We start from the raw sequence: 18,085 nt of genomic DNA, 5'->3' as shown, positions 1-18,085 counted from the left end.
CGAACTCACGACATCAGCTTGGAAGGCTGAGGTTTTACCACTAAACTACACCCGCATTTTTAATTGGCGCGCCCGAGAGGAGTCGAACCCCTAACCTTTTGATCCGTAGTCAAACGCTCTATCCAATTGAGCTACGGGCGCTTATCAGGCGACTTAACTATCATACTATCAATCAGTGATGAAGTCAAGTGTTTTTTATTTTTTCTTTCGAGGTTTATCTCAACCTCACTCATTATACACGTTTTAGAAAGTTTGTAAAGCTTTTTTTCAGAAAGGATATTATCTTTACTTTCTCACTTGCTGTTATCGCGTTGTTCATCAGCGACGTTTAATAATATACCATGGCTGATTAATTGGGTCAATACTTTTCACGAAACTTTTTTCAAGCTATTCATTTCTTCTATATAATATTCCATTAAGTAAAGCAGGATTCCGAAGAACCCCGCTTTTCTTTTGATCAGCCGCTTACTTTTGCTTCGGCGCTATTTTGTTTATTCTCTTTATGGTAAGTACGGAAGTTCTGCTCAAGCTGCTCGAGCGACAAGCCTTTTGTTTCCGGCAGGAACTTTTTCACGAACATGATAGACACCAGCCCTAAAGCAACAAATATGAAGAATGTGGTGGACAGCCCGATGTTCGCGAGCAGAACCGGAAAGGTTAAACCAATGAAGAAGTTAACGATCCAGAGACAAAATACGGTTACTCCCATGCCCAGACCCCGCAAGCGAAGCGGGAAAATTTCCGATAGCATAAGCCACGTCACAGGAGATATCGCACCCTGCTGAAAAGCAAGGAAACTAACGGTTAATGCCAGGACAACATAAGGAAGAGCCGGAGAACCTTCAAGCAAGATAGACATAATGCCGATAAGCAGAAGCGCCGAGGTTGTTCCTATCAGCCCTGTCATCAGCATCGGACGCCGGCCGACTTTTCCAAGGAGCCATATCCCCGCAAAAGTCGCAAGAACCGAAATGACTCCGTTTGCGATATTCCCCACAAGAGCCGCTTCAGTTTGGAAACCGGCGTCTTTTAGAATTTGAGTGCCGTAGTACATGATTGAGTTTACACCCGTTATCTGCTGCACAACCGCAATTCCGATTCCGATGAATACAATACGGCGCACCCAAGGTACCGTCAGATCTTTAAATGTCGCCTGTTCTACCTCCGCTTCTTTATTGAATGCGGATTCGATTTCTTCCAGCTCAGACCGTGCCTTCTTTTCATCACGGATTCGCTTAAGCACATGAAGAGCTTCTTCTTTTCTTCCTTTAGAAACAAGCCAGCGCGGACTCTCCGGCACCTTGAGCATACCAACAAATAAAAACACCGCAGGAAGCGCCGCAATGACAAGCATGTAACGCCAAACATGAGAAGTGTCACCGAGGGCATTGCCGATCACCGCATTGCAAGTGAAGGCTAACAGCTGACCTGTTACGATCATTAATTCGTTTTGGGTGACCATCCGGCCGCGGCTTTCAGCAGGAGACATTTCAGCCAAATATGCAGGAACCGTAACCGAAGCTCCCCCTACAGCAATACCTAACACAAAACGGAAGATGATCATCATAGTGACGTTTGGCGCTAGCGTGCACCCTAATGTCGATACAAAGAACAATACGGCAAGCAAGATAATATTGTTCCGCCTGCCGTTGAAATCTGACAGCCGTCCTCCAAAAACCGCACCGATTGCAGCACCCAGGAGCAAAGAGCTTGCCACCATACCTTCAGTCAGCGCTGTAAGGTTAAGCTGATCGGCTTCCGCCATAAAAGGCAGCGCCCCATTAATCACACCTGTGTCATATCCGAAAAGAAGGCCTCCAAAGGTTGATACTAAAATAATGGTACGCAGAAATGAATTCTGGCTGCTTTGTTTATTCATCTTCAAATCCTCCTATTTTTCATGTAAGACCATTATCTAAATATTCAGTCATTCATAACGGCACCTAATTTGATTTTTCATGCTTTTGACCGACAAAAACAGCATTATATGAAGGAAAAGATCAATCCCCAATCGAAATCGTTGTCATTTACAGTTATTGTCCACTCTCCCCTTTCATATTATTGTTATTTTATAGTTATTTCATAGTAATGTTATAATGATATTATTGTCACTTCTGTAATTATCATAATTTTAAAAGCGCTTTCAGTCAATAAATATTTCAGAAAATTTTATAATTTATCTTTATATAACCTATAAATGACCATATAAATTTTAAAACCAACAAATTTCCATAACATACTCAATAATCATTCGTTTTTCTATAATAAATGGTTACATCCAAACAAAAGTCCCCAATTCGCAAATTGGGGACTTTTGATTATTCCTCGTTCAGCTTGACAATGGTTCTTCCTCTCGCCTCTCCTTTGAGCAGAGAAGGCAGAATCTCAGGAAGCTGTTCAAGTGTTATTTCATGTTGAATGAAGGCCTTCAGATCCGATGGCTTGAAATCTTTAGCCAAGCGCCGCCATGTTTTCTGTCTTGTCTCCATCGGACAGAAGACAGAATCGATACCGAGAAGGTTTACTCCCCTTAGTATGAATGGAAATACTGTAGCCGGGAGTTTTGTTCCGGCTGTCAGTCCGCTTACTGCCACTGAACCGCCGTACTGGATTTGGCTGAGGAGCGCTGCGAGCGGTTCACCCCCGACCGGGTCAACGGCGGCAGCCCATTTTTGCTTTTGCAATGCTTTTAATGTGCCGTTGTAGACTTCATCCCGGTGAATCACCGTTTTCGCGCCCAGGTGTTTTAAATAATCGCTTTCATCTTCTTTTCCCGTACTGGCCTCCACATCATAGCCGCCGGAAGCGAGAATAGAAACAGCAAAGCTGCCGACTCCTCCTGTCGCTCCTGTGACAAGCACCTTGCCTTTTTCAGGTGTGACATGATTATCTTCAAGCCGCTGTACGGACAGGGCGGCTGTAAAACCGGCGGTTCCAATAATCATGGCTTCTTTGAGCGTAAGGCCCTCCGGAAGCGGCACAATCCAGTCAGCAGGAATACGGGCAAGCTCACTGTAACCGCCGAAATGGGAAACACCAATTCCGTAGCTTGTCGCAATCACCTTGTCACCTTTTTTAAAACGGGCATCTTCTGAGGATAGAACGATACCTGCTAAATCAATGCCCGGCACAAAAGGATAAGACGTTACGATATTTCCGTCTGGAATAGCAGCGAGGCTGTCTTTATAATTTACTCCCGAGTAGCAAACTTTGATCAGCACTTCGCCCTTGGGCAGATCATCAACAGTCAGCTTCTTAACGCTTACTGAGAATTGATTCTCTTGTTGATCCACTACCAATGCGTTAAATTGATTTGTCATTATTACGTCTCCTTAGCATGAAAATTGATTGAATGGTTTTGAATAAGCATAGAATAAGTTTGATTTCATTTCAAATGTTCCGCCCTGTTGTAGTATGATCAAGAAGAAAAATAGTGAAAGAGTGGTTTCTAATTATGTCTGACAAGCAAAACAACAATACAGAATTACCTGATATTACCCACACCATCATTTTAAAGGCGCCGATGCAAGTTGTCTGGGATACCGTCTCAACTGCGGACGGACTGGCTCTCTGGTTTATGCCGAACGATTTTACACCTGAAGAAGGCAGTGAGTTTCAGCTTGAATCTCCATTCGGTCCTTCTCCATGCAAGCTATTGGATATCGAGCCCCCTTACCGCCTTTCTTTTTCATGGGATACGGAGGGCTGGATCGTTTCATTTGTTTTAAAAGAAACGGAGAACGGAGATACGGAATTCACTCTTATTCACGGCGGCTGGAAAAAGGCAGACGAAGTCATTAATAAAGTGAATCGAAAAAGCTCTGACATTCACAGTACGATGGATAACGGATGGAAAGGGCTTGTCAGTGATAAGCTTCGGGCAGCGGTTGAGGCTTAAATCAGACATGGGCGGAATGTGCTTCCGCCCCTTTTTATTGTGTTTATACATAAAAACCGAATTTGCAAAGACACTAACAGCAGAAACGAATATACATGATGGGGAGCGCTGTTTTTGTACTATTACAAAGAAGGTCTGATTAACATTATTAAGCCGGACCCGGCAGCCGCCAAGGTGCTGCAGGAAATTTTAGGCGGGCATTACGGTGAAATGCGCACAATGATGCAATACTTTTTCCAAAGCTCTAATTTCAGAGGGAAAGAAAAGCAATTCCGCGACTTGCTCCGCGGCGTATTTTTAGAAGAAATCGCTCATGTCGAGCTTGTCCAGCATACGATTAACGCCCTGCTTGATGAGAGCGGCGCTGAGGGAGCCGGAAATCAGACGTCAGATCAGGCGCCGCTTGATGAAGCGGTGAAACATGCCAATCCGCACCATTATATTATCGGAGCGCAAAGCTCTTTGCCCGTTGACGCCGGCGGAAATCCTTGGAACGGCTCTTCGGTATACAGCCACGGGAATGTAATCGCCGACTTATTGGACAATGTAGTGCTCGAATCAACCGGGGTGCTGCAAAAAACAAGAATTTATGAAATGAGCTCTAATCAGACGTTCAGAGAAACACTCGGTTTCCTGATTGTTCGTGACAACGCCCACCAAAACGCATTCACAAAAGCGTTGGAAACACTCGGCGTTGAATGGGGCAAATTATTCCCTGTTCCGAATTATGATATTGAGAAATATCCGGAATGCCGTAAATTTGTCGAGATGGGGTATCATAATACCCAATTTAATTTCAGATTGGATTCCACCCGAATCGGAGAAATTCTGCAGGGAACAACACCAAGCCGAAACGGGGGCGAATTAAGTGTGTCGGAGCCGCCTAACGAATTCCCTGTTCCTGAGCTGCCTGAACTGCCGAATGAGCACAGTCCCGGACTGAAAGATATGAACGCGTAAAGGGGCGCCCAAGTGACGAGCTTGGGTTCTTTTTTGTTGAGTTGGAAATGGAATGATGTTTGATTGTGACAAAAAGGGGGAATATAAGCGTGGAGATCTTGACATACGGCCGTATCAAGTCTCTCCATTGTTTGAACATCCTTCTATACATACCTTCATCTCCGATCCGCTTGACGGAGAATGTTTACCTAATTTTCCAGCCTATCAATGGGTATGTTCAAATGATAATGGGAACTATGTAAAAGTAACAATGTCTTTTCTAAGGAGGCAGCGAATGTCTAAGCAAGGAAACTTTCAGAAATCCATCTCACTTTTTGATCTCATTTTAATCGGCATGGGAGCTATATTCGGTTCAGCCTGGCTGTTTGCCGTCAGTAATGTTGCATCCAAAGCAGGGCCTTCAGGCGCATTTTCCTGGCTGATCGGCGGCGGAATTATTTTGTTAATCGGCTTAGTGTATGCGGAGCTGGGAGCCGCCCTGCCGCGAACCGGAGGCATTATCCGGTATCCCGTCTATTCACACGGACATCTCGTCGGGTATTTAATTTCATTCGTTACCATTGTGGCTTACACAAGCCTCATTTCCATTGAAGTGACGGCAGTCCGCCAATACGTGGCGTATTGGTTTCCCGGTTTAACGGTAAAAGGGTCTGATTCGCCGACAATTGCAGGCTGGATCTTACAATTTGCTTTGCTTTGCCTGTTCTTTCTCCTGAATTATTGGAGTGTCAAAACCTTTGCCAAAGCAAACTTCATTATTTCTATTTTTAAATATGTCGTTCCGATTACTGTTATTGTTGTATTGATTTTTCATTTTCACCCTGGCAATATGTCCGTTCACGGATTTGCTCCTTTTGGTTTTACCGGCATTCAGGCCGCGATTTCTACAGGCGGCGTCATGTTTGCTTATCTTGGCCTTCACCCCATTGTGGCTGTCGCAAGTGAAGTACAGAACCCGAAGCGCAACATCCCGATCGCATTAATTGTCTGTATTATCGTTTCTACCATTATTTACACAGTTCTGCAGATCACCTTTATCGGTGCCATTCCGGCAGAAACGTTAAAGCATGGCTGGCCGGCGATCGGCAAAGAATTTTCTCTTCCGTTCAAAGATATTGCGGTTATCCTCGGTTTAGGATGGCTGGCGACATTGGTCATTTTAGATGCGATTTTATCTCCGGGCGGAAACGGGAATATCTTTATGAATACGACGTCACGCCTCGTTTATGCCTGGGCGAGAAACGGAACGTTATTCAGTATTTTTTCCAAGGTCAATAAAGAAACGGGAACTCCGCGGGCCTCTCTGTGGCTCTCGTTCGGGCTGGCTGTTTTTTGGACGCTGCCCTTCCCTTCATGGAATGCGCTCGTTAACGTGTGCTCCGTTGCGTTAATCCTTTCCTATGCCATTGCGCCGATTTCCTCGGCAGCACTGCGGGTAAACGCGAAAAATATTGATCGCCCGTTTTATTTGAAAGGCATGAGCATCATCGGGCCGCTGTCGTTTATATTCACATCTTATATTGTGTATTGGTCCGGGTGGAAAACCGTTTCTTGGCTCCTCGGTTCTCAAATTGTCATGTTTTTGGTCTACCTCTGCTTCAGCAAGTACGCTCCTAAGGAAGACGTCAGCTTACGGCAGCAGTTGAAGTCGGCTTGGTGGATTGTCGGTTTTTACGTCATGATGCTGATTTTTTCTTATATCGGGTCCTTCGGCCACGGATTGGGTATTATCAGTAATCCGCTTGACCTTATTTTGATTGCGATCGGTTCGCTTTGTATTTATTACTGGGCGAAATATACGGGTCTGCCTAAGGCTATGATTGACAGTGATAAATGAAGGATGCCGGAAAGAAGATCTGCTTCTTTCCGGTTTTTTTGTTTTATGGGTGACAAAAAAGAGGAAATACGATAAAATGAATGACAGTCATTCATAAAAGGAGGGCCGCCTCTCTATGGCAAAACAAAACTCGGGAAAATATGAAAAAATCCTGCAAGCGGCGATTGAAGTGATTTCTGAAAAGGGTTTAGACAAAGCCTCTATTTCAGAAATCGTGAAAAGAGCCGGAACAGCCCAGGGCACTTTTTACTTATATTTTTCTTCTAAAAACGCATTGATTTCAGCCATTGCAGAGAATCTGCTTCATATGACGCTGGATAAAATCAAAGGAAAAATAGACGGAACTGAGGATTTTTGGACTGTTTTGGACATTTTGGTTGATGAGACATTTCACATCACCCATCTTCATAAAGATATCATCGTCCTATGTTATTCAGGCCTTGCCATCGACCATTCCATGGAAAAATGGGAAGCCATTTATCAGCCTTATTATTCTTGGCTTGAGGGCATCATTCGTACAGCGATTGAACATAATGAGGTCATCAGCGGCATTAATGTGAGATGGACGGCCAGAACGATTATCAACGTTGTCGAAAATACGGCAGAACGGTTTTATATCGGCTGTGAACAGGACGTCGGTCTCGATGTATATAAAGAAGAGATCTTCAGTTTTCTCAAAAGAAGCTTGCAAAAATGATTGGCATGCACCGATCATTTTTGTCCGCCACAACAATGACTGACATTCATTCATAATAGAGGTGTATAAATCATGTATTGGCTGCTTGTATTGATAGCCGGACTGTTAGAAGTAGTTTGGGCATCTGCCCTTAAATATGCGGATTCGCTTTTTGATTGGATTATCATCTTTCTGTTGATAGCCGTCAGTTTTCTGCTGCTGATTCGCTCGTACAAAAAAATTCCGATGGCTGCGGCGTATACCGTTTTTGTCGGCATAGGCACTGTCGGCACTTACGTAACGGGCGTCTTTTTGGGCGAATCTTTTTCCATCGGGCAAATCTTCTTTTTGACCCTGCTGCTGTCCGGAATTTTAGGAATGAAATTATTTACGAAAGAAAATAAAACAAGGGGTGAACACTAATGGCTTGGCTGTTGTTATTTATTGCCGGGGCAGAAGAAGTTGTGGCGGCCGTTGCCATGAAGCATATTGACGGCATGAAGAAAAAGTGGCCGCTGATTGTCATGGTTCTTGGCTTTATGCTATCATTCTTTTGCCTTTCTAAAGCGATGCAAGTTCTCCCGACAGGTGTCGCGTATGCGGCTTGGACCGGTATGGGAAGCATCGGTGTGACAGCCGTCGGTATTTTTTGGTTTAAGGAACGGTTCAATCTGTCACAACTGGTGTCGCTCGGTCTTATTCTCGTCGGCGTCGTCGGCTTAAAACTGACGACATGACAAATCAATCTTTAAAACGGCAAAACGGATCATTTTATTTTTAAATAAAAAGCCAAGGACTCAGGCTGCGTCCTTGGCTTTTTTGCGTGTTTATTTTGTTGTAATCTGTTCGGCTTTACCCGCTCCCAAACCGAAAATGAGAATAAGGACGGATACTGCAATCAGCATGAATAACGGCATCGTCCAGCCGTGCGTGACGTCATGCAGCAGCCCGAACACGAGGGGGCCGAACGCTGCAAGCAGATATCCGAATGATTGAGCCATTCCGGAAAGTGCGGCAGCTTCATGGACATGCTGTGTCCGCAGGCTGAAAAACATCATCGCCAAACTGAACGCGCACCCCCCGGCTATTCCGATCATGATGACCCACAATGGAGTAAGAGCCGCACTTCCGCCGAGGACTCCGGCTATGCCGATGAGGAAACATAAAGCCGTCAGTCCGGCGAGTGCGCGCTGGTTTTTCATCTTAGCCGCGATAATCGGCACAATAAAGGTAATCGGAAGAACCGAGAACTGCATTAATGACAGCATCCAGCCGGCTGTGCTTGAGCTGAGCCCTTTCTGCTGAAGAATCTCCGGAAGCCACGCAATCACTGTGTAAAAAATAAGGGATTGCAGCCCCATAAACAATGTCACCTTCCAAGCTAACGGTGACCGCAAAAGGCTGTTTTTCTTCCGGCTTTCCGCACCTAACGCGCCGGCAGGTATTTCCCGGCCTCTCATTTGCGGAATCCAAATGACAAGCGCAATAAGAGAAAGAATTCCCCAGCAGCCGAGCGCGCCTTTCCAGCCAAAGCCTGCTAAAGAGGCAATCGGAACACTGATACCTGACGCAATGGCGCCGCATAGATTCATAGAAACAGAGTAAATACCGGTCATGACGCCTAAATTCCCCGAAAATCTGTGTTTAATCAGACTCGGCAGCAGCACGTTGCATACGGCGATCGATAATCCCAATAAAACCGTTCCGAAAAACAGAGTGCCGATCCCGGCTAATGATCGCAAAAGGATACCGGCTGTCAGTACAATTAATGATGACAGCAAGACAAGTTCCGTCCCAAACCGCCGGGATAATAAAGGAACAAAAGGCGACAGGCATGCAAAGGCAAGCAGCGGCACGGTCGTAATGGTTCCGGCAGCCGCATTAGACATGCCTAAGCTGTCCCGAATGGACGCAACCAGCGGTCCGACTGATGTAAGAGGCGCTCTGAGGTTCGCTCCTATAAAAATGACTCCGATGATCAGCAGTATCATTTTCTTACGTTGATTTGCTTTTATCTCTTGATGTTCGACTTGTTCAGCATTCATATTAATCCTCCATGTGTATTGTATCTTTAAATCCTGTAATGTATTGGTTCACGGCCTCCATGGCCTGATCCGCTTTTTGTCCGATAATCGCCGTAACGAGCTGACTGTGGACCCGGATATCAGGGGTGATTTCCAAAAGATTATGGACCGACATATAGAGAGCCTCTGTCATATGCTCATACAGATCTGACAGCATATTGTTATGGGCCGCCTGCACGACGGCTTTATGCAGCTTAATATCCGCTTCCGCGTACACTTTTCGGTCTTCGGTTTTTATCGCTGCTTCACATTCATCAAGGCATGCGGTGAGCACTTTGAGATCTTCATCAGTGCGTCTCAGGGCCGCCAATCGCGCGGCTTCCCGTTCTAACGCATATCTGACCTCTAATGTTTCAAGCAAATTTGATTTTTTAATATGACGGTAAAATGCCGCACCAAGGGCACTGGATGAACTGACATATGTACCGCTCCCCTGTTTTGTCTGAAGCAGTCCGGCGTGAACGAGCGCCCGGATGGCCTCTCTCAGCGTATTTCGGCTGACATCAAACTGCTTCATTAAATCAAGCTCTGGGGGAATGCGCGTTCCGACCGGCCATTTATCCGACTGAATTAACGATTCAATTTGAGACACGACCTGCTCTACGAGCGACAGTCTGCTTGTTTTTGATATATCCATAAAAACTCCTCTTCAATTTGTAGGATGATTCTATCATTGGGTAATATAACATAGAAAAAGAGCGGTGTAAATCGGGGAGCGGCTGATTCAGCCCGCAAAAAAAGAGCGAGTTTATTTCACTCACTCTTTGACAGCTTTCATTAACGCTTTATATTCACAGACGTCACGACAAATTTGTCATGGCGGTGGCGGGAAAAGGAATATTCGAAGGGCGTGCCGTTATCTAAAAAGCCGACATGCTCTACTTCGAGGATCGGGTCATCCGATTGACAGCCAAGATATTGCTGATCCATCTGATCTGATTTACACGCCCTGATTTTTCTGTGAGTTCCGGCGATTTTCAGGCGGAGACCGTTCGTAATATGATCATAAATGGAATGATTCAGCACTTCGTCATTAATGCCAGGGATCAGACTTGCCGGCATGTACGTTTTTTCCAGAACGTACGGCTCACCTTCTACAATTCTCAGCCTCACTACGTAATAAACCGGGGTTTTTTCATCAATTGCTAAATGCGCGGCAACCTCCTGTGACGGAAATTGCACTTCAAACCGGATCACCCTGCTTTTTACGTCTTTGTCTTTTAACAGATTGCTTAAGCCGAGAATTTCATTGCTGACCACGTGCACATGCTCGTCCTGCATGGCCGATTGAATGATAAAAGTGCCGTGCCCTCTTTTTCTGAAAAGCAGGCCCTCGGCCGCAAGCGTATCAAGAGCACGCTTCATCGTCATCCGGCTGCATCCGAATTCTTCTGCAAGCGTCAGTTCATCAGGGATCGGCTGATCTATGGCATATATATTGCTTTTAATCCTCGTTCTCATTTCATTGGCGATTCTTTCGTACTTATTCATCGGTTTCCTCCGGCTGTATAATGTTGATCTCTATAGACTCCTTACGGCTATCATAAATTTTTTTCACCTCTTCATCAATGACCCTTACATCTGACTGTAATCGAATTTGAAAGGATTTCCTCCATTTTGCTATGGAATCTGTCTCACTATTATGGTAGAATTTTTTGCAGAAACGAAGAAAATGAATACTGAATTATTGTATAACCTCAATGATATGGTTTGAGGGTGTCTACCAGGAACCGTAAAATCCTGATTACAAAAATTTGTCTCGTACATTTTTTGTAATCAGGATTTTTTATTTTCTAAAAAATAAAAAAGGAGTATCTGTATATGAATTTCAAAGTTTTTCTGCTTGCAGCATCTACAATTTCAGTCGGATTGGTTGAATTAATTGTGGGCGGGATCCTCCCCCAAATCGCTTCCGACTTGCACATATCCATCGTGAGCGCGGGACAGCTGATCAGCGTGTTTGCTCTTGGTTATGCCATCTCCGGCCCGCTGCTCTTGGCAGCGACGGCAAAGGCTGAACGAAAGCGGCTTTATTTAATTGCACTGTTTATCTTCTTTTTGAGTAATCTTGTCGCTTACTTCAGCCCGAATTTCGCTGTGCTTATGATGTCTCGGGTGCTGGCCTCCATGAGCACGGGGCTGATTGTGGTTCTGTCTTTAACCATTGCGCCTAAAATTGTCGCGCCTGAATACAGAGCGCGGGCGATCGGCATTATTTTCATGGGCTTCAGCTCCGCAATCGCTTTAGGCGTGCCGGTTGGAATTATCATCAGCAATTCCTTCGGCTGGCGTGTTTTATTTTTAGGGATCGGGTTATTATCTCTTCTCTCCATGCTCATTATCAGCATCTTTTTTGAGAAAATACCGGCTGAAAAGATGATTCCGTTTCGTGAGCAAATCAAGACGATCGGCAGCGCCAAAATTGCGAGCGCACATCTTGTCACCTTGTTTACATTGGCCGGGCACTACACGCTTTATGCCTACTTTGCGCCCTTTTTAGAAGCGACGCTTCATCTGAATTCTGTTTGGGTCAGTGTGTGTTACTTCCTATTCGGGATATCAGCGGTATGCGGAGGACCGTTTGGAGGCTGGCTCTCTGACCGTCTAGGATCGTTTAAAAGCATTTTGCTTGTGACCGTATCATTTGCCGTTATCCTGTTCATCCTTCCGTTAACGACGGTGTCTCTGGTTATTTTCTTGCCTGCGATGGTCATTTGGGGATTGCTCAGCTGGAGCCTCGCGCCTGCGCAGCAAAGCTATTTAATCCGTATTGCCCCTGAATCCTCCGATATTCAGCAGAGCTTTAACACTTCTGCTTTACAGATCGGCATTGCGCTCGGGTCAGCCATTGGGGGCGGTGTAATCGGACAAACAGGCTCCGTCATATCAACGGCATGGTGCGGAGGTTTGATTGTCATCATCGCTGTCGGGTTAGCCGTATTTTCTTTAACAAGGCCCGCTTTGAAAAGTAAATCTGCATGAAGAAAAGACCGCAAAAAAACCAAAGATAGTCCTTTGGCTCTTTTGCGGTTTCTTTATTTTGCGGCTGTAAGCTCGTCTTCTGTCACCCATTTATGGTTGGTTACTTTTTTCCCGCCGGTTGTCGGTGTATAGTCGACCATATAAACGATTGTCTTTTTGGCTGAGTCAATGACGGCTTCGGCTCCCTTCATGCCTTTCATATGGGAAGCCTCCAATGTGGCTTTATCACCCGGTTTCAACGTTTTATCGCCGGCGCCCTTCAATTCCTCCTGAATGACCCACTTGTGGTTTTCAACACGTTTTCCTCCCGTTGTCGGTGTATATGAAACGCTGTAGACAGTCGTATCATATGCTCCGGTTACGGTACCTTGTGCATTTTTCATGCCTTTCATATGAGAAGCCAGAATCATGACATCGCTGCCTGCTTTATAAGTCGGATTTTTCGCTTCCTTTAATCCCTTCGGCACTTCGGATGTGCCTGAATTATTCATGTCTTCATGAGAATGCATATCCTTGTCTTGTCCTTTTTGGCTGCTGCCCGACGATTGGCTGTTGCACCCTCCAAGCACCAAGACGGGAATGAGCAGAAACATGCTGAATAAGAATGATTTCGCTTTCATTTTTAAGAGCTCCTTTACCTTATGATTTTTTACTTTACCCCTATGACTCTACCCTGAAACCAAATTTTTTTATTTTTATCACCACTGAAGACAACCTAAAACTTCTATACTCTATGGAGGTCCGCAAAACCTGCATATGACTCTTGGATTTATAAGATTGCGTCATTGAACAGGTGAATTTGTTCACAAAATGTACACATTAATGGAAATGCTGTATAATTCAATTATTAGCAAATGGGGGGATCTCATCATGAAAACGAAGGTTTTTACGGTGGTATTGGGCGTTATTTTGATGGTTACGGGGATTGTATTGGCAGACGTTTCTCTTTATATGGAATACATAACGATGCTTGGGGTCATGATTTGTTCTTCGATTTTTATGGCAAAGCCGAAAAGAAAATTTCATATTGTGAAAGGGTCCTGACCTTTTATTAAAAATCGCCGTCTATTGAGGACGGCGATTTTAGTTTGTATGTCATGTTGTTAAGCGGATCGCTGTTTCTTCCCTGCCGTCCTGAAACAAGATAAAATGTGCTGCGGTTTGTTCTTTATCCGCCGCAAATTCAATTTCAACCGGCAGTGCCCGGACAAAATAACGCGTTTCTGTCTTCGGGAATAATTCGAATGGCGTTTGCCCGTCTAATTTTATATACAGCCGTTTTTCTTTTACCGTCACAGATGCATGTGTGTCATCTTGAAATGAGTATGTGCCGATATATCTGCTGTAAATCGCCGGATTGACGTCTGCTTTTTTCTGATCCGCCGGACGTTTCGGCATCACATACGGCTGATCAAATAAGATATTTTCTGCCGCGGCAATCACCGCTCGTTCAAATTGATCTTCTTGTTCCATATTACTGAGATAAATCAGTGTTTTATTTTGATCGGTATACCGGAGCATCAGAGTGGAATAGCCCGGCCAGCCTCCGCTGTGGCTCATAATCTTCCCTTTCTCGGGGCTGTTTTGAATCACCCAGCCAAACCCATATCCGAATTTCTCCTCTTCATTCCAATAGCCGGGTGAAAAGGCTTGGTCTTTAGAGGCTTTGCTGATGATTTCTTCTGTATAAAGAGCCTGATCAAACAGATATAAATCTCTTATGCTGGAGTTGACGGTTCCGTCACCTTGAATCCCATCAAGAAAGACGACATAATTGGTTTCCTCAAGTTTATCCGGCAGTACATACTCCCCGGAATGCATATCGTACACATAGCCATACGCATAGTTCGGGATGTTTTCGTTGTTCAACCTTCTGTTATAAACCCGCGTACCGTTCATACCGAGGGGATGAAATACAGCTTGTTTCATAAATTCAGCAAAACGCATACCCGATGCTTTTTCAATGATAACCGCTAACACAACATATCCCGTATTGCTGTAAAGCCAGCCTTCATTCGGCGGGAAATAAGCAGCCGGCTTATGCTTTATGAGCATATTTATAACATCTTGGTTAACGGCAATTCTGTCCCTGTCCCAATGTTCAAGGAACAATTCTATATAGTCCGGCAAACCTGAAGTATGATGCAGCAAATGACGTATTGTCATACCCGGATACGGAAAATCAGGAAGCCAGCGCTCCATCATATCGTCATACCTTAACTTCCCTTGCTGCTCTAAAATGATAATTCCCGCAGCCGTGAATGGCTTCGATACTGATGCCAATTCAAATACCGATTGGTCATTTAGCGGCCTGTTTGTTTTCAGCTCTGCAGCGCCGAACGAACCCTGATATAAGATACAGCCATTTTCCGCTGCTAACACCGCCCCGTTTATTTCATGTTTCTCGCCTAAAGCGCTAAAAAGGTCTTCAAAAGCTTGTTTTTTTATATTGTTCACACTTACCCTCCTCTGCAACAAAACACTGTTTTTGTCCTTAGTCTCTTTTGTTATACGGAAGGCTGTTATATAAGTTTCAATATTTTACCTTTATCGATTCATTACTGCCGATCAGAAGATGCGAAATGGGAAGCGGAGTTTTTCAAAGAAGACCATACAGCATTCAGCAGTCATTTATAAAGGACATTCTTACCTCGCAAGAAGAAATACCTCTGGAGGAGTATTCGGACGGTTTTCACACGTCACTTATTCACACAGTAACATGCAAGCTTCAAACTCAACATGCTTCTCGTTCTCCTTTGCACCGGCCATTTCCATTGTTGAAAACATCGCATAGACAACCGCCTTGTATTGATTCATCTTGGTTTGTATTTCAATGAGGAAGCGTTCCGACGAAGCGGCGCATTCCGTCACGCAGGATTTCATTTTTTCGATAATATCTTCCGCTTGATGCCTGCAGCCGATCTCCTCTAAGCCGCTCTCAAACTGTTCTCTGTTGAGCATATTAATATTCATTTCTTATCCCCTCTCAGGCGCTTCATTGTTACTTACCACTGTAAAGGACGGGATTGGATAAACTTTTAATAAAATATGAACAAAAGATGAAATGCCCGTCTCAGGCACCGTTTATGCCAATTGAACCAAACGAAATGATGACTTCTCTACTCTTTCAAAGACAGCTCATATATGATCTAATAACATAAAACGATGTAAAGGAGGGCATCATATGTCAGCATCCAATCAACGAAAAAAACATCAGGCCGGAGCGATGCTTGTATTCGCCTTTGTGCTGTTTGTCCTCTTGTTTTCTGAGCAGGGTTCAAAACCGCTTGCGGAGGGAGGCCCAAAAAACTGGCATACTGTGGTTGATCAGGCATCAGTCAGTATTTACGGCCATCAATTATTTGAAAAAGAACGGCTGGAAAAAACGCACGGCAGACAGCAATCGGAGACTATTCTGGCCCTTGTCAAGCTGGCGAATGAGGAACATAACATCCTTTGAACGGGAGCTTACTGTCAGAAATCCATACAAAAGCCTGTTTCCCCTTTGATGGCGGAAACAGGCTTTTTCGGACGGAGATTATTTGGCTTTCTTCTCAATAAACTGATCAATCCGCGCCATGACGTCCTTCATATCTAAGCAATCGTCAAAGCTTTCATTGATGGCTTGAATCCCTTTTTTGTATTTCTCATTGTGCAATACTTCTTCTGCCGCTTGTTTTAACGCTTTTGCGCTTACTTCATCTTTCGGGATTGTATAGCCGGCCTCTAGCTCGGTCAGCCGGTGTGCGACCATCGGCTGATCTTTATCATGCGGGATCACCACTAACGGCACATTAAAATGAATGCCTTCATTTACACTGTTCATTCCCCCGTGAGTAATGAACACATCCGCTTGCTCTAATACCTCGAGCTGCGGGACATACGGAGCGATGATAAAGTTCGCCGGCGCTTGTTTTATTTTGGATAGATCTGCTTTTTCTCCAGCTGCAATGACGACCTTGCCTTGAAAATCTGCAAAAGCGTCTATACACAGGCTGAAAAACTCTTCCGTATTCCCTAACACCGTCCCCATTGATATATAAATCACTTTCTCGTCTTTTAATGCTTCGATCGGGAAGTCGATGTTCCCTTTTCTCTTCGGAAAGCTGGGACCGATAAATAAATAGTCTTCGCCGAACCTCTCACTCTCAGGCTGGAAGTATCGGCTTGTATAGACGATGTTTAACTCGCCTGTATTGTTCATAAATTGAACCATATTGTCAGGCGCTGCACCGTATTTCTCTTTCATCTCCGCCAACAGCTCTTCACATTCCCGGTCCAATTTAAACGGTACGCCGGATTCCGGGTGCAGAGGCAATATTTTCAGACGGTCTTCGCTGAATAAGAACGACGCCGATGAAGAAATTCCGGGAATTTTGAGATAATCTCTGACCAGCTCTCCCGCACCGAATTTATCATAATACACAGCGTCGAATGGAATTTCTTTTGATAATCGCTGTACGATGTCTAAAATGTCCAGTGACGTTTTCAAATGTATCTTTAAAAAAGAAAGAATGCCGGATGGGGTGCCCGGTTCAATATGCGCCGTTCTGAGAAGGTCACGGTGAAGATGGACGGTCGCGCCTACTCCTTCCAGTCTGCTTTTGAATTTTTCTGTGGAGATATAATGAACGTGATCACCTTGTTCAGCAAAGGCCTTTGTCATACCTAACGTAGGATTCACATGACCTTCTGCCGGAAAATTTATCATTAAAATATGCTTCGCCATTTCTCAAGCTCCTTTTCCCTTTTTACGTTGCTTCCACAGCAATCATAAAATAAGCGGAAAAGTTCATGCAAGGAACAGCCTTGTCAAATGGGCCGGGACGCCTGGACTTTATGGCGATTCAGTGACACTCTGCTTTTTCACATAACAAAAAGACAAGGCTGTTTGATTCCTTGTCTTTTGTCATTATGCATCTGCTTCTTTGTCTTTCAGCACACCTTTTAAATGCTCCAAATCATGCTGCAGATGTTCGGTCATATATTGCACGGCTTTTGATTTATTGCCTTTTTTCATCTCTTCGAAAACTTTCCGGTGCTCCTTCAAAATAACGGCCGCACGGTCATCCCCTTTAAAATTAAGGACTCTGCAAAAATGAATCAGCACATTGACATGCTCAAGCAGCTTGGCCAAGTGGCTGTTATGGCTGAAATCTACAAGCAGATGATGAAACGTTTCGTTTAAGGCGATGATCTCAGCCTCTTTTACGCCTGTATTGATTGCTTCTTCTGTGTCCTGAAGCTGTTTTTCGATCAATTGGAGTTCGCTGTCTGCCGCTTTTTCGATGACGAGTTCGACCGCCAAAGACTCAAGCGACATCCTGATTTTATAAATCTCCTCAACATCTTTAACGGATAAAGAATATATCACAAAGCCGTTTCTATCGTCTGCCGTCAGCAGGCCGTCCTTCTCAAGCAGCCGCATGGCTTCTCTGATCGGCGACCGGCTGACTCCGAAATCTTTAGCCAGCTGTGTTTCATTCAGCCGCTCTCCCGGCTTGAATGTCCCGTCGAATATCATTTTTTTCAATTGGGAATAAAATTGCAGATAATATGGAGTTGGCTTATTTAATTTAAAATTATCCATGTGGTTTCATACCTCTTCAACAAATTGGGCCTTTTTATTACCAAAATCATATAACAGT

The 18,085-nt window shown here is 44.5% G+C and carries 19 protein-coding genes, 1 tRNA gene and 1 riboswitch; of the genes, 9 read left to right on the top strand and 11 right to left on the bottom strand.

What is annotated here, in order from left to right; translation table 11 throughout:
• Nucleotides 1–64 precede the first annotated feature (64 nt).
• The 3 genes from KY305_RS19430 to KY305_RS19420 form a co-directional block, all read right to left on the bottom strand.
• Nucleotides 65–141 (bottom strand) — tRNA-Arg (locus KY305_RS19430).
• A 316-nt stretch (nt 142–457) separates the two neighbouring features.
• Nucleotides 458–1,879, bottom strand: coding sequence for a sugar porter family MFS transporter (locus tag KY305_RS19425; protein ID WP_223063888.1), 1,422 nt, complete (start codon nt 1,877–1,879; stop codon nt 458–460).
• A gap of 439 nt (nt 1,880–2,318) precedes the next feature.
• Nucleotides 2,319–3,320 (bottom strand): NADPH:quinone oxidoreductase family protein, encoded by a 1,002-nt coding sequence (locus KY305_RS19420; protein ID WP_223063887.1) that lies wholly within the window; start codon nt 3,318–3,320, stop codon nt 2,319–2,321.
• 134 nt (nt 3,321–3,454) lie between these two features.
• Between KY305_RS19420 and KY305_RS19415 the strand changes: the two genes are divergently transcribed.
• From KY305_RS19415 to KY305_RS19390, 6 genes are all read left to right on the top strand, one after another.
• Nucleotides 3,455–3,898, top strand: coding sequence for an SRPBCC family protein (locus KY305_RS19415; protein ID WP_223063886.1), 444 nt, complete (start codon nt 3,455–3,457; stop codon nt 3,896–3,898).
• A gap of 114 nt (nt 3,899–4,012) precedes the next feature.
• Nucleotides 4,013–4,858: a manganese catalase family protein gene (locus KY305_RS19410; RefSeq protein ID WP_223063885.1), complete on the top strand. Its 846-nt coding sequence runs from the start codon at nt 4,013–4,015 to the stop codon at nt 4,856–4,858.
• A gap of 274 nt (nt 4,859–5,132) precedes the next feature.
• The gene (locus tag KY305_RS19405; protein ID WP_223063884.1) at nt 5,133–6,695 is read left to right on the top strand and encodes an APC family permease; all 1,563 of its coding nucleotides are present in this window, start codon (nt 5,133–5,135) and stop codon (nt 6,693–6,695) included.
• Between the two features lie 115 nt (nt 6,696–6,810).
• Complete coding sequence (locus KY305_RS19400; protein WP_223063883.1) at nt 6,811–7,392, top strand: TetR/AcrR family transcriptional regulator; 582 nt, start codon at nt 6,811–6,813, stop codon at nt 7,390–7,392.
• A gap of 72 nt (nt 7,393–7,464) precedes the next feature.
• Nucleotides 7,465–7,794: a DMT family transporter gene (locus KY305_RS19395; RefSeq protein WP_214801370.1), complete on the top strand. Its 330-nt coding sequence runs from the start codon at nt 7,465–7,467 to the stop codon at nt 7,792–7,794.
• Nucleotides 7,794–8,108, top strand: coding sequence for a DMT family transporter (locus tag KY305_RS19390; RefSeq protein ID WP_214801375.1), 315 nt, complete (start codon nt 7,794–7,796; stop codon nt 8,106–8,108). The genes KY305_RS19395 and KY305_RS19390 overlap by 1 nt, the downstream gene beginning before the upstream one ends.
• A gap of 90 nt (nt 8,109–8,198) precedes the next feature.
• Here the strand turns inward: KY305_RS19390 and KY305_RS19385 are convergent, their stop codons facing one another.
• From KY305_RS19385 to KY305_RS19375, 3 genes are all read right to left on the bottom strand, one after another.
• Nucleotides 8,199–9,416, bottom strand: coding sequence for a CynX/NimT family MFS transporter (locus tag KY305_RS19385; RefSeq protein WP_223063882.1), 1,218 nt, complete (start codon nt 9,414–9,416; stop codon nt 8,199–8,201).
• 1 nt (nt 9,417) lies between these two features.
• Entirely contained in the window at nt 9,418–10,092 is a 675-nt protein-coding gene (locus tag KY305_RS19380; RefSeq protein ID WP_223063881.1) for a FadR/GntR family transcriptional regulator, read from the bottom strand.
• Between the two features lie 140 nt (nt 10,093–10,232).
• Nucleotides 10,233–10,946, bottom strand: coding sequence for a GntR family transcriptional regulator (locus tag KY305_RS19375; protein WP_223063880.1), 714 nt, complete (start codon nt 10,944–10,946; stop codon nt 10,233–10,235).
• A gap of 176 nt (nt 10,947–11,122) precedes the next feature.
• Nucleotides 11,123–11,222: riboswitch (purine riboswitch) on the top strand.
• A gap of 54 nt (nt 11,223–11,276) precedes the next feature.
• Between KY305_RS19375 and KY305_RS19370 the strand changes: the two genes are divergently transcribed.
• Entirely contained in the window at nt 11,277–12,437 is a 1,161-nt protein-coding gene (locus KY305_RS19370; RefSeq protein WP_223063879.1) for an MFS transporter, read from the top strand.
• Nucleotides 12,438–12,490: 53 nt separating this feature from the next.
• Here the strand turns inward: KY305_RS19370 and KY305_RS19365 are convergent, their stop codons facing one another.
• A complete protein-coding gene (locus tag KY305_RS19365) occupies nt 12,491–13,057 on the bottom strand; it encodes a YdhK family protein (protein ID WP_223063878.1) in 567 nt (188 codons plus the stop codon).
• Between the two features lie 250 nt (nt 13,058–13,307).
• Between KY305_RS19365 and KY305_RS19360 the strand changes: the two genes are divergently transcribed.
• Nucleotides 13,308–13,481, top strand: a complete 174-nt coding sequence (locus KY305_RS19360) for a hypothetical protein (protein ID WP_223063877.1) — start codon at nt 13,308–13,310, stop codon at nt 13,479–13,481.
• Between the two features lie 51 nt (nt 13,482–13,532).
• Here the strand turns inward: KY305_RS19360 and KY305_RS19355 are convergent, their stop codons facing one another.
• On the bottom strand, nt 13,533–14,894 hold the full coding sequence (locus tag KY305_RS19355) for a serine hydrolase (RefSeq protein WP_223063876.1): 1,362 nt from the start codon (nt 14,892–14,894) through the stop codon (nt 13,533–13,535).
• Between the two features lie 246 nt (nt 14,895–15,140).
• Nucleotides 15,141–15,410 carry a hypothetical protein gene (locus tag KY305_RS19350; RefSeq protein WP_223063875.1) on the bottom strand — a complete coding sequence of 90 codons (270 nt, stop codon included), beginning with the start codon at nt 15,408–15,410 and terminating at the stop codon, nt 15,141–15,143.
• 211 nt (nt 15,411–15,621) lie between these two features.
• Between KY305_RS19350 and KY305_RS19345 the strand changes: the two genes are divergently transcribed.
• Nucleotides 15,622–15,897 carry a hypothetical protein gene (locus tag KY305_RS19345; protein WP_223063874.1) on the top strand — a complete coding sequence of 92 codons (276 nt, stop codon included), beginning with the start codon at nt 15,622–15,624 and terminating at the stop codon, nt 15,895–15,897.
• Nucleotides 15,898–15,975: 78 nt separating this feature from the next.
• On the opposite strand, the gene KY305_RS19340 is transcribed toward KY305_RS19345, so the two are convergent.
• A complete protein-coding gene (locus KY305_RS19340; protein WP_223063873.1) occupies nt 15,976–17,166 on the bottom strand; it encodes a macrolide family glycosyltransferase in 1,191 nt (396 codons plus the stop codon).
• 183 nt (nt 17,167–17,349) lie between these two features.
• Nucleotides 17,350–18,027 carry a GntR family transcriptional regulator gene (locus tag KY305_RS19335; RefSeq protein ID WP_223063872.1) on the bottom strand — a complete coding sequence of 226 codons (678 nt, stop codon included), beginning with the start codon at nt 18,025–18,027 and terminating at the stop codon, nt 17,350–17,352.
• Nucleotides 18,028–18,085: the final 58 nt, after the last annotated feature.

It is taken from the genome of Bacillus sp. YC2 (assembly GCF_019891195.1).
In the GTDB taxonomy this organism is placed as follows: Bacteria; Bacillota; Bacilli; order Bacillales; family Bacillaceae; genus Bacillus.
Note: the sequence above shows the minus strand (reverse complement) of the source record. Positions and strands in the feature narration are given on the sequence as shown.

What these genes read in the sequence shown, in the direction of transcription:
- KY305_RS19425 (WP_223063888.1), bottom strand. Translation starts at nt 1,879, where the DNA reads ATGAATAAACAAAGCAGCCAGAATTCATTTCTGCGTACCATTATTTTA.
- KY305_RS19420 (WP_223063887.1), bottom strand. Translation starts at nt 3,320, where the DNA reads ATGACAAATCAATTTAACGCATTGGTAGTGGATCAACAAGAGAATCAA.
- KY305_RS19415 (WP_223063886.1), top strand. Translation starts at nt 3,455, where the DNA reads ATGTCTGACAAGCAAAACAACAATACAGAATTACCTGATATTACCCAC.
- KY305_RS19405 (WP_223063884.1), top strand. Translation starts at nt 5,133, where the DNA reads ATGTCTAAGCAAGGAAACTTTCAGAAATCCATCTCACTTTTTGATCTC.
- KY305_RS19400 (WP_223063883.1), top strand. Translation starts at nt 6,811, where the DNA reads ATGGCAAAACAAAACTCGGGAAAATATGAAAAAATCCTGCAAGCGGCG.
- KY305_RS19395 (WP_214801370.1), top strand. Translation starts at nt 7,465, where the DNA reads ATGTATTGGCTGCTTGTATTGATAGCCGGACTGTTAGAAGTAGTTTGG.
- KY305_RS19390 (WP_214801375.1), top strand. Translation starts at nt 7,794, where the DNA reads ATGGCTTGGCTGTTGTTATTTATTGCCGGGGCAGAAGAAGTTGTGGCG.
- KY305_RS19385 (WP_223063882.1), bottom strand. Translation starts at nt 9,416, where the DNA reads ATGAATGCTGAACAAGTCGAACATCAAGAGATAAAAGCAAATCAACGT.
- KY305_RS19380 (WP_223063881.1), bottom strand. Translation starts at nt 10,092, where the DNA reads ATGGATATATCAAAAACAAGCAGACTGTCGCTCGTAGAGCAGGTCGTG.
- KY305_RS19375 (WP_223063880.1), bottom strand. Translation starts at nt 10,946, where the DNA reads ATGAATAAGTACGAAAGAATCGCCAATGAAATGAGAACGAGGATTAAA.
- KY305_RS19370 (WP_223063879.1), top strand. Translation starts at nt 11,277, where the DNA reads ATGAATTTCAAAGTTTTTCTGCTTGCAGCATCTACAATTTCAGTCGGA.
- KY305_RS19365 (WP_223063878.1), bottom strand. Translation starts at nt 13,057, where the DNA reads ATGAAAGCGAAATCATTCTTATTCAGCATGTTTCTGCTCATTCCCGTC.
- KY305_RS19360 (WP_223063877.1), top strand. Translation starts at nt 13,308, where the DNA reads ATGAAAACGAAGGTTTTTACGGTGGTATTGGGCGTTATTTTGATGGTT.
- KY305_RS19350 (WP_223063875.1), bottom strand. Translation starts at nt 15,410, where the DNA reads ATGAATATTAATATGCTCAACAGAGAACAGTTTGAGAGCGGCTTAGAG.
- KY305_RS19345 (WP_223063874.1), top strand. Translation starts at nt 15,622, where the DNA reads ATGTCAGCATCCAATCAACGAAAAAAACATCAGGCCGGAGCGATGCTT.
- KY305_RS19340 (WP_223063873.1), bottom strand. Translation starts at nt 17,166, where the DNA reads ATGGCGAAGCATATTTTAATGATAAATTTTCCGGCAGAAGGTCATGTG.
- KY305_RS19335 (WP_223063872.1), bottom strand. Translation starts at nt 18,027, where the DNA reads ATGGATAATTTTAAATTAAATAAGCCAACTCCATATTATCTGCAATTT.